This is a genomic window from Microbacterium californiense, assembly GCF_047246625.1.
In the GTDB taxonomy this organism is placed as follows: Bacteria; Actinomycetota; Actinomycetes; order Actinomycetales; family Microbacteriaceae; genus Microbacterium.
Window position 1 is genome coordinate 259596 of record NZ_JBFOKQ010000002.1, and the last position, 15671, is coordinate 275266.

Genomic DNA, 15671 nt, shown 5'->3' on the forward strand with positions numbered 1-15671 from the left:
CAGTAGTCACCGGACGGGCGAGCCGCGCCGGAACGGCGACGGCCCGACCCACTCGGGTCAGCGCTGCCGCTTCTCCCGCACCCGCATGTTGATCACGATCGGTGTGCCCTCGAACGGGTAGATCTCGCGGAGGCGTCGCTGGATGAACCGGCGGTAGCCGGGGTCCAGGAATCCGGTCGTGAACAGCACGAACGTCGGCGGACGGGTCGTCGCCTGTGTGCCGAACAGGATGCGCGGCTGCTTTCCTCCGCGCAGCGGGTGCGGGTGCTCCGCCACCAGCTCCGCGAGGAAGGCGTTGAACTTGCCCGTCGGGATCCGTCGGTCCCAGTTCTCCAGGGCCGTCTCGAGCGCCGGGACCAGCTTGTCGAGGTGACGCCCGGTCTTCGCCGAGATGTTCACGCGCGGAGCCCACGCCACGTGCGCGAGGTCCTGCTCGATCTCGCGCTCCAGATAACGGCGGCGATCCGCGTTCTCCAGGTCGTCGTCGTTCAGACGATCCCACTTGTTGAACGCGAGCACCAGGGCGCGACCCGACTCGAGCACGAGGTCGATGATGCGCACGTCCTGCTCGCTGATGGTCTCGGAGACATCGAGCACGACGACGGCCACCTCGGCCTTCTCCAGCGCTGCGGACGTGCGGAGGGAGGCGTAGAAGTCCGCTCCCTGCGCCATGTGCACGCGGCGGCGGATGCCGGCGGTGTCGACGAGGCGCCACATCTTCCCGCCGAGCTCGACGACCTCGTCGACCGGGTCGCGGGTCGTGCCGGCGAGGTCGTTGACGACCACGCGCTCCTCGCCCGCGGCCTTGTTCAGGAGCGAGGACTTGCCGACGTTCGGCCGTCCGAGGATCGCCACGCGACGCGGTCCGCCGATCTCCTGCTTCGCGACCGCGGAGACCTCGGGGAGCTTCTTCAGCACCTCGTCGAGCAGGTCCGCGACGCCGCGGCCGTGGATGGCCGACACGGGGTGCGGCTCGCCGAGGCCGAGGTTCCAGAGGGCTGCCGCCTCGGGCTCCTGCCGCGCATCGTCGATCTTGTTCGCGACGAGGAACACCGGCTTCCCGCTCTTGCGCAGGAGCCGCACGACGTGCTCGTCGGTCGAGGTTGCGCCGACCATCGCATCCACGACGAACAGCACGACATCGGAGAGGTCGATCGCGACCTCCGCCTGCGCCGCGACCGAACGGTCGATCCCGCGGGCGTCGGGCTCCCATCCGCCGGTGTCGACGAGCGTGAAGCGGCGGTCGGCCCACTCGGCCTTGTACGTGACGCGGTCGCGGGTGACGCCGGGGGTGTCCTCGACGACGGCCTCTCGGCGCCCGAGAATCCGGTTCACGAGCGCCGACTTGCCGACGTTCGGACGGCCGACGATCGCGACGACGGGGAGCGCGGGAAGGAGCTCGATGCCGTCCTCGCCCAGCGAGACGCCGGCGAGGAGCGCGGCGTCCTCGTCGTCGAGCTCGTAGTCGGCGAGGCCCTGGCGCAGGGTCTCGGCGCGCTGTTCCGCGAGGTGCTCGTCGAGCTCCTCCATCTTCTCGACGAGGTGGTCAGGGCCGCCTTCGTATTCGGCGTCAGCCATGGTGTGCTCCTCGGAGTCGTTCGATCACCGTGAGAACGGCGTCGATGGTCTGGGGGAAGTCGAGGTCCGTCGAGTCGACGACCTCGACACCCTCGGCGGCGTTCAGGAAGTCGACGACGGCGCTGTCGGAGGCATCGCGCCGGTGCAGGGCGGCGGCGACGGCATCCGCGTTCTCGCCGGCGAGCTCACCGGCCCGACGGGCGGCACGCACCTCGGGCGCCGCCGTGAGCAGGATACGCACGGGCGCGTCGGGGGCGACCACCGTCGTGATGTCCCGCCCCTCCACGACGACGGCGGGATACGGCGCCTCGGCGACGAGGCTGCGGAACAACTCGTTCACCTGCTCCCGCACCTCCGGCACGCGGGCCACACCGCTCACGGCTCCCGACACCCGCGGCTCGCGGATGGCCTCGGTCACGTCGACGTCTCCGACGCGGACGGTGCGATCGTCGGGATCGAGGTGCAGGCGCACCGGGAAGTCGGATGCTGCGGCGAGCACCGCCTCGGCGTCCGCCGTGTCCGCGCCGCGGTCCAGGACGTGCCAGGCCAGGGCGCGGTACGCCGAACCGGTGTCGAGGTAGCCGAAGCCCATGCGACGCGCGATCGCCTTCGAGACGCTCGACTTGCCGGACCCGGCCGGACCGTCGATCGCGATGAACTCCGCCGGTACCGGCGAGGCCGGGTGGATCGTGTCCGTGGTGTTGCTGTCACTCATTGGTGCTCCCTGCGATGCGCCAGCCGCGCTCCTGGAGCCCGGCGATCGCGCCCTGCAGGGCGGCCGGCTCCACGCTGATCTCGGCGAGGCCGAACTGTGCTCCCGGCGAGTGCTCGAGCCGGAGGTCCTCGACGTTGACGCCGAGCTCGCCCAGTTCGCCGAACAGGCGTCCGAGCTGGCCGGCGGTGTCGTCGACCATGACGACGAGCGACTCGAACCGCCGGTTCTGGCCGTGCTTGCCCGGCAGGCGCTCGACGCCGTCGTTGCCGCTGCGGATGGTCTCGGCCACGATCCGACGGGCGCCCGGAGCGGCGGGCTGCCGGAGCGCCTCGGACACCGCGTGCAGGTCGGCGGCCAGGGCGTCGAGGATCTCCACGACCGGACCGGCGTTCGCGCCGAGGATCTGCACCCAGAGCTCGGGGGCGGATGCCGCGATGCGGGTCGTGTCGCGGACGCCCTGCCCGGCGAGGCGCAGCGCGCCGTCCTCCGCACCGGCGAGCCGTGCCGCGAGCAGGCTCGCCACGACCTGGGGCACGTGCGAGGTGAGCGCGACCGATCGGTCGTGCTCCTCCGGGGTCATCTCGAGCGGCATCGCACCGACGTCCAGGGCGAGCGCCTCCACGAGGGCGAGGTCCGCCGCACGGGTCTCCTCGTCGCGGCACACGACCCACGGCCGCCCGATGAACAGGTCGGCGCGCGCCGAGATCGCTCCCCCGCGCTCGCGCCCGGCGAGAGGGTGGGATCCGATGTACCGCGTGAGGTCCACACCGCGCCGCTGCAGTTCGCGGAACGGTTCGAGCTTGACGCTCGCGACGTCCGTGACGACGGCATCCGGGAAGCGTCCCAGCTCCGCTTGGACGACGTCGGCGGTGACATCCGGCGGCACGGCCACGACGATCAGGACGGGCTGATCGTCGTCCGCGGTCAGCCGACCGGCGCCGTAGTCGACGGCCAGGCGCAGCTGGGCGGGCGAGGAGTCGGTGAGTGCGACGTCCACGCCCTTCGCGCGCAGCGCATGGCCGACGCTCGCACCGAGCAGTCCGGCGCCCACGATGCGGACGGTGCCCGAGAGGCGCGGGGCGACGGCGCTCGCCGGTCGCACCGGAGGCGCACTCGTCGTGTCGGTCACTCGTTCTCCTGCTGCTCGCCTGGCGCCAGGGCGACACCGGATTCACGGCGCGACAGAGTCAGCAGCGCGCCGAGTTCGATTTTACTCAGTTCCCTGGTCTTTCCTGCCGGGAGGGTTCCCAGGTGGAGCGGACCGAACTGGCGGCGCACGAGTTCGGTCACGGGGTGGCCGACGGCGGCCATCATGCGGCGCACGATGCGGTTGCGACCCGAGTGGAGCGTCAGCTCGACCAGGCTCGATCCGCGCGAGGTGTCGAGGAGTCGGGCCTTGTCGGCCGCGATGGGACCGTCCTCGAGGTCGACCCCGCGGGTGAGCTTCGCGATCGTCTGGGCCGTGACCGCGCCCTCCACCTTGGCGATGTACACCTTCGTGACCCCGAACGACGGATGCGCCAGCACGTGGGCGAGCTCGCCGTCGTTGGTGAGGATGAGGAGGCCGCTCGTCTCGGCATCCAGGCGCCCGACGTTGTAGAGCCGTTCCTCGTAGTCCTTCGTGAACCGGCGGAGGTCGGGGCGGCCGTTCTCGTCGCGCATGCTGCTGACCACACCCGTCGGCTTGTTGAGCATGACGTAGCGCTTCGACACGTCGAGCTGCACGGCGGAGCCGTCCACGTCGACTAGGTCGGTCTCGGGGTCGATGCGACGGCCGAGCTCGGTCACGACCTCGCCGTTGACGCGGATCCGGCCCTCCTGGATGTACTGCTCCACCACGCGCCGCGAAGCCACGCCCGCTGCGGCGAGGACCTTCTGCAGCCGCACGCCCTCCGGCGCCTCGAAACCGCTCATCGCACTGCTCCCTCATCGAATCCGTCGGCGCCGTCGTCCAGCAGCGGCGAGATCGGCGGCAGCTCGTCGAGCGAGTTGATGCCGAGGTGCTGCAGGAGCGCGTCCGTCGTGCCGTAGTTGATCGCCCCGGTCTCGGAGTCCGCGAACAGCTCCGTGATCAGACCCCGCGCCACCAGCGTGCGCACCACCGAGTCCACGTTCACCGCGCGGATCGAGGCCACCTGGCTGCGGGTGACCGGCTGCTTGTAGGCGATGACGGCGAGGGTCTCCAGCGCTGCCTGCGACAGCCGGGCGGGCGCCTGGCCTCCGATGAACTCGGCGATCAGGTCGTCGTGGTCGTCGCGCACGTACAGGCGCCAGCCGCCGCCGACCTCTCTCAGCTCGAACCCCCGCCGCGGACCGCTGCCGCGTCCGTCGTAGTCCTCCACGAGCGCCTCGACCGTCTGCCGCACCGCCGGCACGGGCGCGCCGACGGCGGCGGCGAGAGCCACGAGTCCGATCGGCTCGTCGATCACGAGCAGGATCGCCTCGACCCGCTCGGAGAGGGGCGTCTCCGCCTGCTCCGTCGCGACCTCGGGCGAGGTCGGAGCGGATGCCGTCACATCATCGGTCATAGTCGGCCCCCAGGCTCGCGAGTGTCTCATCCGACCAGGTGTCGGTGGCCCAGCGGAGCGTCAGCTCGCCGAGCGGTTCCAGTTGTTCGAACGACAGCGCCGCGTGACGGTAGAGCTCGAGCACCGAGATGAAGCGGGCGACGACGATCCCCGGCTCGCTGACGCCCGCGACCAGCTCGCGGAAGCTCAGCGACTCGGTGCCGCGCAGCAGCGTCACGACGATCGCCGCCTGCTCGCGGATGCTGACCAGCGGCGCATGCAGGTGGTCGAGCCCGACGTGCGGGATCTCCTTCGGGGCGAACGCCAGCAGAGCGAGAGCGGCGAAGTCGTCCGGAGTCAGCGACCACACCAGCTCCGGCGTCTTGCGCCGATGCTTCTCGTCGAGCCGGACCGCGCGCACATGGCGCCGGTCCTCGCGCTGGAGGCACCGCGCGAACCAGGCGGACACCTCCTTGAACGCCCGGTACTGCAGGAGCCGCGCGAAGAGCAGGTCGCGGGCTTCGAGGAGCGCGACGGCCTCGGCGTCGACGAGCTCGCCCTGCGGCAGGAGGCCGGCGACCTTCATGTCGAGCAGGGTCGCCGCGACCACGAGGAACTCGGAGGCCTGGTCCAACTCCTCCTCGCCGTCGAGCTCGCGCAGGTAGGCGATGAACTCGTTGGTGACTGCGCTCAGCGACACCTCGGTGATGTCCATCTCGTGTTTCGAGATGAGATTCAGCAGCAGGTCGAACGGCCCGTCGAAGTTCGACAGCGAGACCCGGAAGCCGGGATCGGATGCCGCGGGCGCCTCGACGACAGGGTGCTCGGACTCAGGCGACGGCGCCACGGGCGACCAGCTCCCGCGCCAGCCGCAGGTACGCCTGCGCGGCGGCGTGCTCCGGCGCGAACTCGGTGATGGGCACGCCCGACACGGACGCATCGGGGAACTTCACGGTGCGGCCGATCACCGTCTCCAGCACGTCGTCGCCGAACGCCTCGACGACGCGCTCGAGCACCTCGCGGGAGTGCAGCGTGCGCGGGTCGTACATGGTCGCGAGCAGCCCGTCCATCGTGATGGAGGGGTTGAGGCGGTCGCGCACCTTGTCGATGGTCTCGATGAGCAATGCGACGCCGCGCAGCGCGAAGAACTCGCACTCGAGCGGGATGATGACGCCGTGCGCGGCGGTGAGCGCGTTGACCGTGAGCAGGCCGAGCGACGGCTGGCAGTCGATCAGGATGACGTCGTACTCGCCGGCGACCTGGCGCAGCACGCGCGCGAGGATCGTCTCGCGGGCCACCTCGTTGACGAGGTGCACCTCCGCGGCCGAGAGGTCGATGTTCGCGGGCAGGACGTCGAGCCCCTCGACGCCCGAGTGAACGATCGCGTCGTGCGCGTCGCGCTTGGTGTCGAGGAGCAGGTCGTACACCGTGAGCACGTCGTGGGTCTGGATGCCGAGTCCGGCCGACAGCGCGCCCTGCGGGTCGAAGTCCACGGCGAGCACCTTGCGCCCGTACTCGGCGAGCGCGGCGGCGAGGTTGATCGAGGTGGTCGTCTTGCCGACGCCGCCCTTCTGGTTGCACAGGGCGATGATGCGGGCCGGACCGTGCGAGGCGAGCGGCGCGGGGGTCGGGAAGCCGCGATAGGGACGACCGGTGGGTCCGATGGGGGTGTCGTCGGCCTTCTGTGCCTTCGCCCTGGACTTCGCCGCTTTCTCAGCCACCGGTTCTCCTGCTCCCTCGTGCTTGCTCGATTGTAGCGGCAGGCCTCTCGCCCGCCTCTCCGGCGCGCGGCGTATGGCCCACGGCGTGCGGCGGGGTCGAGCGTGTCGCCGTCAGCGCGCGCGGGGGTGCGAGGTCGCGTAGACGTCGCGCAGCGTGTCGACCGACACGTGCGTGTAGATCTGTGTGGTCGCGACGCTGGCGTGTCCGAGCAGCTCCTGCACGACGCGCACGTCGGCTCCGCCCTGCAGGAGGTGCGTGGCGAAGGAGTGCCGGAGGGTGTGCGGCGACACCTCAGCCGTGATCTGGGCGCGGTCCGCGGCGGCCCGGATGACGAGCCAGGCGCTCTGCCGCGACAGCGGGGCACCGCGGGCGCCCAGGAAGAGCCGAGCGGATGCACGCCCCTGAGCCGCGAGGCTCGGGCGCACCCGGGTGAGGTAGGCGTCGACCGCCGTCCGCGCATAGGAGCCGATCGGCACGATCCGCTCCTTGGACCCCTTGCCGCGCAGCCGCAGCACGTCGCCGTGCGCGAGATCGTCGACGTCCAGCCCGACGGCCTCCGACACCCGGGCGCCGGTGGCGTAGAGCAGCTCGAGCAGGGCGCGGTCGCGGATCCCGATCGGCTCCTCGGGCGACGGCGCGGCGAGCAGTCGCTCCACCTGCTCGATCGTCAGCGCCTTCGGCAGGCGGCGGGGAGCCTTCGGGGGCCGCAGGCGACCGCTCGGGTCGTCGCCCTCGATGCCTTCGCGCGCGAGGAAGCGGTGCCAGCCGCGCACCGACGACTGCAGCCGCGCGAGGCTCGTGGCGGCCGGCGGGGGCTCGGCGGAGGACCGTTCCGCGATGAACCGGGCGATGACCGCGGCATCCACCTCCGAGGTGTCGACGATGCCGTCGTCCTCCAGCCATTCGACGTACCCGCCCAGATCCCGTCGGTAGGCGGCGACCGTGTGCTCGCTCAGGCCGCGCTCGATCGTGATGTGGCGCAGATACGCGTCCAGGGCGCGCGCGACCCGCATTCGTCAGCTCCGATCGCGCGTCTTCAGAGCCGCCGCCATCACCCCGATGGCGAGGATGCCGTTGCGCAGCCGCCCCGTGAGCACACCGTCGACCGCGTCGTCCAGTGGGACCCACTCGACGCGGATGTCCGCCTCCTCGTCCGCCCGCGCGAACGCCGTCTCGGCCGACTCCAGCCCGGTCGCGAGGAACAGATGGATGATCTCGTCGTTGCCGCCCGGTGTCGTCCACGATGAGACGAGAGGTTCCCACGACGAGGCGACCAGATCCGCCTCCTCGGCCAGCTCGCGACGCGCCGCGGCGAGCGGCTCCTCCCCCGGGACGTCGAGCAGACCCGCGGGCAGCTCCCAGTCGCGGTGCCGGATCGGATGCCGGTACTGCTGAATCATCAGCACGCGCCCGTCATCGTCCATCGCGAGGATCGCGACGGCGCCGGTGTGGTCGACGTACTGCCGGCGGATCTCTCCGTCGCCGTAGCGCACGCGGTCGTCGCGGACGTTCCACACGGCGCCCTCGTACACGACGTCGCTGCGAACGACCTCGGGTTCGAACGGCTCGTCCCGCAGCGGGGCGCCCGCGCCGGTCTCAGGCATCGGCGACGTCGAAGAGCTCGCTGGCGCGGTGACGCTCGATGGCGGCGCCGATCAGACCACGGAACAGCGGGTGCGGGTCGGTCGGACGCGAGCGCAGCTCCGGGTGGGCCTGGGTGGCGATGTAATAGGGGTGCACGTCGCGCGGCAGCTCGACGTACTCGACCAGGTCGAGCTCGGGGTTGAGGCCCGAGAACCACAGCCCCGCCTCCGACAGCCGGTCGCGGTAGGCGTTGTTGACCTCGTAGCGGTGGCGGTGACGCTCCGACACCTCGTCGGCGCCGTAGACCTCGCGGGCGAGCGAACCCTCGGCCAGCGCGGCCTGGTAGAGCCCCAGACGCATCGTGCCGCCGAGGTCGCCGCCTTCGAGGATCTCGATCTGCTCCGCCATGGTCGCGATGACCGGCTCGGAGGTGGCGGGATCGAACTCGGTGGACGACGCGCTGTCGATGCCGGCGACATGGCGCGCGTACTCGATCACCATGCACTGGAGGCCGAGGCACAGGCCGAGGGTGGGGATGCCCTGTTCCCGCGCGAAGCGCAGGGCGCCGAGCTTGCCCTCGATGCCGCGGATGCCGAATCCTCCCGGCACGCAGATGCCGTCGAGCTGCGCGAGCTGTTCCTGCGCGCCCTCGGGGGTCTGGCACAGGTCGGAGGGGATCCAGCGGATGTTGACCTTGGTCTCCTGCGCGAAGCCACCGGCCTTGAGGGCCTCGGTGACCGAGAGGTAGGCGTCCGGCAGATCGATGTACTTGCCGACGAGACCGATCGTGACCTCGTGCTTGGGGTTGTGGACGGCGTGCAGGACGCGGTTCCATCGCGTCCAGTCGACGTCCTCCGCCTTCTGGTCGAGGCCGAGGCGGCGCACGATGTAGGAGTCGAGGCCCTGCTCGTTCAGCGTCGAAGGGATGTCGTAGATGCTGGGCAGGTCGACCGTGTTGATGACGCCCTCGACGTCGACGTCGCACATCAGCGCGATCTTGTTGCGATTGCTCTCGCTGACGGGGCGGTCGCTGCGCAGCACGAGCGCGTCCGGCTGGATGCCCACCTGGCGGAGGGCGGCGACCGAGTGCTGCGTGGGCTTGGTCTTCTGCTCGCCCGAGGCGCCCATGAAGGGCACGAGCGAGACGTGCACGAAGAACACGTTGTCGCGGCCGAGCTCATGGCGCAGCTGGCGGGCGGACTCGAGGAAGGGCTGGGACTCGATGTCGCCCACGGTGCCGCCGACCTCGGTGATGATGACGTCGGGCTGCGGGTCCTCGGAGGCCTGCAGGCGCATACGGCGCTTGATCTCGTCGGTGATGTGCGGGATCACCTGGACCGTGTCGCCCAGGTACTCGCCGCGGCGCTCGCGCGCGATCACCTGGGAGTAGACCTGACCCGTCGTCACATTCGCGGCCTCCGACAGGTTGATGTCGAGGAAACGCTCGTAGTGGCCGATGTCGAGGTCGGTCTCGGCGCCGTCGTCCGTGACGAACACCTCGCCGTGCTGGAACGGGTTCATCGTTCCCGGGTCGACGTTCAGATACGGGTCGAGCTTCTGCATCACGACGCGGAGTCCGCGTGCGGTGAGGAGGTTGCCCAGGCTGGCCGCCGTGAGCCCCTTGCCCAAAGACGAAACGACACCGCCTGTCACGAAGATGTGCTTGGTGGTGCCGTTGCTGCGTCCCGCAGAAGAAGAGTTCATCACGGGCTTCTATCCTAACAGTTCGCTCACCGGCCGAGGCCGAGGAGTTCGCGGGCGTGGGTGAGGGCGGCATCCGAATCGGTGAGTCCGGAGAGCAGACGGGCCATCTCAGCCTCGCGCTCGGGCCCCTCGAGGCGCCGCACACTCGAGGCGGTGACCGCTCCGTCGTTCGATTTCACGACGGAGAGGTGGTTGGTGGCGAATGCCGCGACCTGGGCGAGATGGGTCACCGCGATGACTTGGGACTTCTCGGCGAGTCGGGCGAGTCGGCGTCCGACCTCGATCGCCGCGGCGCCGCCGATCCCGGCATCCACCTCGTCGAACACGAAGGTCGGCACCGGATCCGTGCCGGCGATGACGACCTCGATCGCGAGCATCACCCGCGAGAGCTCTCCGCCCGAGGCGCCCTTCGCCACCGAACGGGGCTCGGCGCCGGGATGCGGGGCGAGGAGGATGGCCACGTCGTCGCGCCCGTGCGTGCTCTCGCCGCCGGGCGAGACGACGACCTCGAGCCGGGCGTCCGGCATCGCCAGGGCGTGGAGCTCCTCGGTCACGGCTGCCCCGAGGCGAGCTGCCGCCGTGGTGCGCTGCTCGGTGAGCGCCTCGGCGCGGGCGTCGAGGCGCTCACGCGCGGCGTCGCGCTCCGCGGTCAGGCGCTCGAGGCGGTCGTCGTCGTCGTCGAGCTCCGCCAGGCGCGCCGAGCCGGTCTCCCACAGCGCGAGGGCCTCCTCGAGCGATCCGTGCGCACGGATCAGCACGGCGAGGGCCGCGCGGCGCTCCTCGACGGCGGCGAGCTCGTGCGGGCCGGACTCGTCCAGGTCGGCGAGATAGCCCGAGAGCGAGCCGGCGGCGTCGGCGAGTCGGTACCCGATGTCGGCCAGGCCCTCCCCGATCTCCGCGAGCGCGGGATCCGACACGCGCTCGAGCGCGCGACGGGCTTCCGCGATCAGGCTCGCCGCGTCGGGAGCGCCCTCCTCGTTCGACAGCGCCGAGTGCGCGAGGGATGCCGCGATCCGCAGCTCCTCCGCGTTCGCGAGGCGTTCGGCGCGGGCGGCGAGCTCCTCGTCCTCCCCCGGTTCGGGCGCCGTCGCCTCGATCAGGGCGAGAGCCTCACGGAGGCGAGCCGCTTCCTCGCTGCGACGCTCGCGGTTGCCGCTGATGTCGGCGATCTCGGCCTCGAGCACCCGCCAGCGCTCGAACGCCTCGCCGTAGGCGGCCAGAGCCTCCGCGATCGCCGCGCCGCCGAAGCGGTCGAGCGCATCGCGCTGCGCGCTCGAGGAGCGCAGCCGCAGCTGATCCGACTGCCCGTGCACGACGACGAGCTCCTCGGCCAGCGCCGACAGCACGCCCGCCGGCGCCGCTCGACCGCCCACGCTCGCGCGGCTGCGTCCCTCGGCGCTCAGCGTGCGCGACACGTACAGCTCCGCGCATCCGTCGTCGAGCGGTTCCAGCTCTCCCCCGGCATCCGCGACGATCTCGGCGACGCGTCCGGTCTCGGGGGCGATCCACACGCCCGCGACCGAGGCCTGGGCGGCACCCGCCCGGACCGCTCCGGAGTCGGCGCGCTGCCCGAGCAGCAGCCCGAGTCCCGTCACCACCATGGTCTTGCCCGCACCGGTCTCGCCGGTGATCGCGGTGAACCCCGGGCCCAGAGGCAGCACGGCGTCGTCGATGACCCCGAGCCCCTGCATCCGCATCTCCTCGATCACGACGGCGCCCCCTGCTGCTCCTGACCTCGCCACCCCGCGACGGGCAGCTGGAACTTGCGCACCAGACGGTTCGTGAACGCGGTCGGATGCAGACGCGCGAGACGCACCGGACGGGAGGAGCGTCGTGCCACGACCCGAGCCCCGGGAGGCAGCTCGTGCGACCGGCGGCCGTCGCACCACAGGATGCCGGAGCCGTCGGTGCGCTCGAGCATCTCGATCGCCACGGCGGCATCGGGGCTCACGACCAGCGGCTTCGCGAAGAGCGCGTGCGCCGAGAGGGGCACGACCGCGATCGCCTCGACGGTGGGCCAGATCACCGGCCCTCCCGCGGAGAAGTTGTAGGCGGTGGAGCCGGTGGGCGTCGATATGACCATGCCGTCGCAGCCGAAGCTCGACAGCGGGCGTCCGTCGATCTCGAGGACGACCTCGATCATCCGCTCGCGGCTCGCCTTCTCGACGGTGGCCTCGTTCAGGGCCCAGGTCTCGTAGACCACGTCGCCCTGCGCGTCCTTCACCCGCACCGACAGGGCGAGCCGCTCCTCGACCTCGTAGTCGCGATCGATCACTCGACGCACGGCGTCGTCCATGTCGTCGCGGTCGATCTCGGCGAGGAAGCCGACGTGGCCCATGTTGATGCCGAGGACGGGCGCTCCGCTGTCGCGGACGAGCTCGGCGGCTCGGAGGATGGTGCCGTCGCCTCCCAGCACGATCGCCAGCTCCAGGTCCGCGAGGGCCACGGTGTCGCCCATCGCGTCGACATCGGCGAAGACCGAGTCGACGGCGGCCAGCTCCGTGCGGTCGTCCGCCGCGAGCACCGGGCGCGCACCGGCGCCGCGGAGAGCCTCGACCACGCGTCGCGCGGCCGCCACCGTGTCGGGGCGGCCCGCATGGGCGACGACCAGGATGTTGCGCTCGTTCATCGTCCTCCGGCCAGCTCGTTGATGCGGTCCCACCATTCTGTCGGATTGCTGCCGCGCCCCGGCGCGAGATGCACCAGGTATTCGGCGTTCCCGTGCGTTCCGAGGATCGGGGAGGAGAGGATGCCGAGCATGCCCAGACCCTGGTCCCATGCGCTCCAGATGCACCGGCCCACGGCATCCGCCCGGGTGGCGGGATCGGTGACGAGTCCGCCGCGGACGGCGGTGCGCCCCACCTCGAACTGGGGCTTCACGAGCAGAATGATGTCGGCGCCGGGCGCGGCCACGGCGGCCACCGCCGGCAGGACGAGCTCCAGCGAAATGAAGGACAGATCGCCCACGACGAGGTCGGGTGCGGCCTGCTCCCCTGTCGCCTCGGCGAGATTCTCGGGCGTCATGTACCGGACGTTGTAACCCTCGACCGGGACGACGCCGGGGTCGGCCGCGATGGCCGGCGCCAGCTGCCCGTGCCCGACGTCGACCGCGAGCACCCGGCGCGCACCGCGCTCCCGGAGCACCTGCGTGAAGCCTCCCGTGGACGCGCCCATGTCGAGCGCGAGGCGGTCCTGCGCGGAGACCTCGAAACCGTCGAGGGCCGCGAGGAGCTTGTGCGCCGCGCGTCCGACGTAGTGATCGGCGCCGGCGACCGAGAGCTCGGCGGTGTCCGACACGGAGGTGGACGCCTTCACGACCGGACGTCCGTCGACGGAGACGAGTCCGTCTGCGATGAGGGTGGCGGCGTGACTGCGGGAACGGGCGAGGCCTCGCGCGGCGAGAGCGGCGTCGAGACGCGTCATCGCTGCCCTGGTGCGTCCCGATGCTCGAGCTTCGCGCCGCTCTCGAGTCGGCGCGACAGCTCGTCGTGCAGAGCGGAGTACGCGTCGGCGCGATCGGCCAGCGGCTGACCCTCGATCAGGCGCAGCCGGCTCCAGAGGCCGTCCGTCGGCGTGCTGGTCGTGTCGTCGCTCACGGTTCCACTGTACGCGGGAGCGCCGACGGCGGACGAGCGCCACGTCGGGCCAGGCGGGTCAAGGGCGGTGGAACGGGTCCTCGTACAGACGCTCGGGCACCCGCAGCACGAACACCGGTGTCCCCGACGCCCAGATGGCGGCGGCTCCGGCGCGCAGCAGATCGATCTGGCTCCCCGACTCGGCGACGATCTCGACGTCCGCGCCGCGGACTCGCACGGCGGCTCCGCGCACGGAGAAGATGCCGTCGCGCTCCGTCGTCGTGGGATAGGGCTGATGCAGTTCGCGGAGGTCGCTGAGGATGAACGTCGGGCGCGAGCCCTCCGGTGCGGCGAGGACGTGCTTGGGGCGATCGATCCCGGTGAGCACCAGCGCCGAATCGATACCGGCGCGGCTCGCCCCGAGGATGTCGGTGTCGAGGCGGTCGCCGATGAACAGCGCCTTGCGGGCGCCGAATCGGGCCAGCGCCTCTTCGAAGATCGGCGTCTCCGGCTTTCCCGCCACGGTGGCGAGCCGTCCGATCGCGGTGTGGACGGCGGACACCAGCGTTCCGTTGCCCGGTGCGACGCCGCGCTCGCGCGGGATCGTCCAGTCGGTGTTGGTCGCGATCCAGGGGATGCCGCCCTCGTCCTCGGGCAGCTGCAGGGCGAAGGCCGCCTCCGCGAGGTCGGTCCAGGCCACCTCGGGCGCGAAGCCCTGGACCACCGCCCGCGGAGCGTCCTGGGCGCTGCGGGTGACCGTGTACCCCGCCTTCTGCAGCTCGTCGACGAGACCGTCGCCGCCCACGACCAGGATGGTCGCGGGCGGGGGCACGATCCCCGCGAGCAGCCGCATGGCCGCCTGCGGGCTCGTCACGACGTCCTGCGGTGCCACCGACAGTCCCAGACCGGACAGGTGCGCCGCGACGGACGCGTCGGTGCGCGAGGCGTTGTTGGTGATGTAGCCCAGCCGGACCTCTCGCGCCGCCTCGTTGAGGCTGTCCACCGCGAACGGCAGAGCGCCCGGTCCCGCGTACACGACGCCGTCGAGATCGGCGAGCACCGTGTCGACACCGTCGAGGGGCGTCGTCTCGGGGCGCTTGCGCGCGAACAACGCCACTACGCGTCCTCGCGGGGCTCGGAGTCCTGCTCCCCCAGCAACTCGCGCACCTCGTCCTCGACGGACATGTCGTCCGCGGACGCCGATGCCTCGGCCTCCTCCTCGGAGCCCCCGGCGAACGCGGGCTCGGGGTTGTCGGAGGCGGTGTCGTCGGTCGCGGTGCCGTCGGTCGCGGTCTCGTCGGAGGCGGTGTCGAGCGCGGTGCCGTCGACCTCCTCCTCGTCGTCGATGAGGCCGTCCTCGACGAAGATCTCCTCGTCGCCCGCCTCGTCGATGCCGAGGGCCTGCGCCGCGACCTCTGCGCGTTCGGCCCAGAACGCCGCTTCGTCATCGCGTCCGAGGTCTTCGAGAACCGCAGCGCGGGCAGCGAAGAGCGCGGGGCTCCACTCGAACGCCCGGTCCGGATCGAGCTCCGGAATCTCGAGTTCGCCCAGCGCGAGTTCCAGGTCGCCCTGGTCGAGGCGGGCTCCCGACATCGCGATCGCGAGCGAGACGCGCACGGGCGTGGTCAGCGACGCCCGATCGACGGCGCGACCGGTCTCGAGAGCGCGGTCGGGGCGTCCGATGCCCCGCTCGCTGTCGACCATCAGGGCGATCTGATCGTCCTTGCCGGAGATACGTCGGTAGGTGCGGAGCTCCCGCAGCGCCAGGGCGAAGTCGCCCGTCGCGTAGGCCGTGATGCCAAGGGTCTCTCGGACGATGGCGATGCGGCCCGCACGACGCGACGCCGCCAGGGCGTGCTCGTGGGCGAGCGCAGGATCCTCGTCGATGAGGCGCGAAGCCATCGCGAGGTGCCGGGCGACGTGCTCGGCGTTCTCCTTGCTCAGGGTCTTCAGTTCGTTGCGCGCGGCGCCGGGGAGGTCGCGCGCCGTGACGTCATCGGGGATGGCCGGCTCCGGGATGCGGACCCGATCCGTCGTCGCCTGGACCGGACGCTCTCGCCCGGCACCACCGCGCTGCGGGTAGGAACGACGAGAGTCGCCCTCGCCCTCGCGACGCGGCGCGCGGTTCCGGTCGAAGCCGCCCTCACGACGCTGGCCGGAGTCGCGGCTGTATCCGCCCTCACGACGCTGACCGGAGTCACGGTTGTACCCGCCCTCACGACGCTGACCGGAGTCACGGTTGTACCCGCCCTCACGACGCTGACCGGAGTCACGGTTGTACCCGCC

15 protein-coding genes and 1 pseudogene are annotated in these 15671 nt (G+C 71.5%); all 16 read right to left on the reverse strand.

All coding sequences use genetic code 11. The features are described from left to right. Positions 1-57: 57 nt before the first annotated feature. On the reverse strand, positions 58-1578 hold the full coding sequence (gene der / locus AB3M82_RS12540; RefSeq protein ID WP_412958276.1) for a ribosome biogenesis GTPase Der: 1521 nt from the start codon (positions 1576-1578) through the stop codon (positions 58-60). Continuing rightward, positions 1571-2293, reverse strand: a complete 723-nt coding sequence (gene cmk / locus AB3M82_RS12545) for a (d)CMP kinase (protein ID WP_412958277.1) — start codon at positions 2291-2293, stop codon at positions 1571-1573. The genes der and cmk overlap by 8 nt, the downstream gene beginning before the upstream one ends. Next, on the reverse strand, positions 2286-3422 hold the full coding sequence (locus AB3M82_RS12550) for a prephenate dehydrogenase (protein ID WP_412958278.1): 1137 nt from the start codon (positions 3420-3422) through the stop codon (positions 2286-2288). Before AB3M82_RS12550 ends, cmk begins: the two co-directional genes overlap by 8 nt. Beyond that, a complete protein-coding gene (locus AB3M82_RS12555) occupies positions 3419-4207 on the reverse strand; it encodes a pseudouridine synthase (protein WP_412958279.1) in 789 nt (262 codons plus the stop codon). The genes AB3M82_RS12550 and AB3M82_RS12555 overlap by 4 nt, the downstream gene beginning before the upstream one ends. Next, on the reverse strand, positions 4204-4821 hold the full coding sequence (gene scpB / locus AB3M82_RS12560) for an SMC-Scp complex subunit ScpB (protein ID WP_412958280.1): 618 nt from the start codon (positions 4819-4821) through the stop codon (positions 4204-4206). The genes AB3M82_RS12555 and scpB overlap by 4 nt, the downstream gene beginning before the upstream one ends. Continuing rightward, positions 4811-5647: a segregation and condensation protein A gene (locus AB3M82_RS12565; protein WP_412958281.1), complete on the reverse strand. Its 837-nt coding sequence runs from the start codon at positions 5645-5647 to the stop codon at positions 4811-4813. Before AB3M82_RS12565 ends, scpB begins: the two co-directional genes overlap by 11 nt. Beyond that, the gene (locus tag AB3M82_RS12570; protein WP_412958282.1) at positions 5631-6521 is read right to left on the reverse strand and encodes a ParA family protein; all 891 of its coding nucleotides are present in this window, start codon (positions 6519-6521) and stop codon (positions 5631-5633) included. Before AB3M82_RS12570 ends, AB3M82_RS12565 begins: the two co-directional genes overlap by 17 nt. A 111-nt stretch (positions 6522-6632) precedes the next feature. Then, entirely contained in the window at positions 6633-7535 is a 903-nt protein-coding gene (gene xerD, locus AB3M82_RS12575) for a site-specific tyrosine recombinase XerD (protein WP_412958283.1), read from the reverse strand. 3 nt (positions 7536-7538) lie between these two features. Further along, a complete protein-coding gene (locus AB3M82_RS12580; RefSeq protein ID WP_412958284.1) occupies positions 7539-8126 on the reverse strand; it encodes an NUDIX domain-containing protein in 588 nt (195 codons plus the stop codon). Beyond that, the gene (gene pyrG, locus AB3M82_RS12585) at positions 8119-9810 is read right to left on the reverse strand and encodes a CTP synthase (protein ID WP_412958285.1); all 1692 of its coding nucleotides are present in this window, start codon (positions 9808-9810) and stop codon (positions 8119-8121) included. Before pyrG ends, AB3M82_RS12580 begins: the two co-directional genes overlap by 8 nt. A 26-nt stretch (positions 9811-9836) precedes the next feature. Then, positions 9837-11519: a DNA repair protein RecN gene (recN, locus tag AB3M82_RS12590; protein WP_412958286.1), complete on the reverse strand. Its 1683-nt coding sequence runs from the start codon at positions 11517-11519 to the stop codon at positions 9837-9839. Continuing rightward, positions 11516-12439 (reverse strand): NAD kinase, encoded by a 924-nt coding sequence (locus tag AB3M82_RS12595; protein WP_412958287.1) that lies wholly within the window; start codon positions 12437-12439, stop codon positions 11516-11518. The genes recN and AB3M82_RS12595 overlap by 4 nt, the downstream gene beginning before the upstream one ends. Then, complete coding sequence (locus AB3M82_RS12600; protein ID WP_412958288.1) at positions 12436-13233, reverse strand: TlyA family RNA methyltransferase; 798 nt, start codon at positions 13231-13233, stop codon at positions 12436-12438. The genes AB3M82_RS12595 and AB3M82_RS12600 overlap by 4 nt, the downstream gene beginning before the upstream one ends. Then, entirely contained in the window at positions 13230-13406 is a 177-nt protein-coding gene (locus tag AB3M82_RS12605) for a hypothetical protein (RefSeq protein WP_412958289.1), read from the reverse strand. Before AB3M82_RS12605 ends, AB3M82_RS12600 begins: the two co-directional genes overlap by 4 nt. Before the next feature lie 58 nt (positions 13407-13464). Beyond that, a complete protein-coding gene (locus tag AB3M82_RS12610) occupies positions 13465-14502 on the reverse strand; it encodes an HAD-IIA family hydrolase (RefSeq protein ID WP_412958290.1) in 1038 nt (345 codons plus the stop codon). After that, positions 14502-15671 (reverse strand): annotated as a pseudogene (locus AB3M82_RS12615) (primosomal protein); the annotation flags it as partial. The pseudogene AB3M82_RS12615 and the gene AB3M82_RS12610, both read right to left, overlap by 1 nt.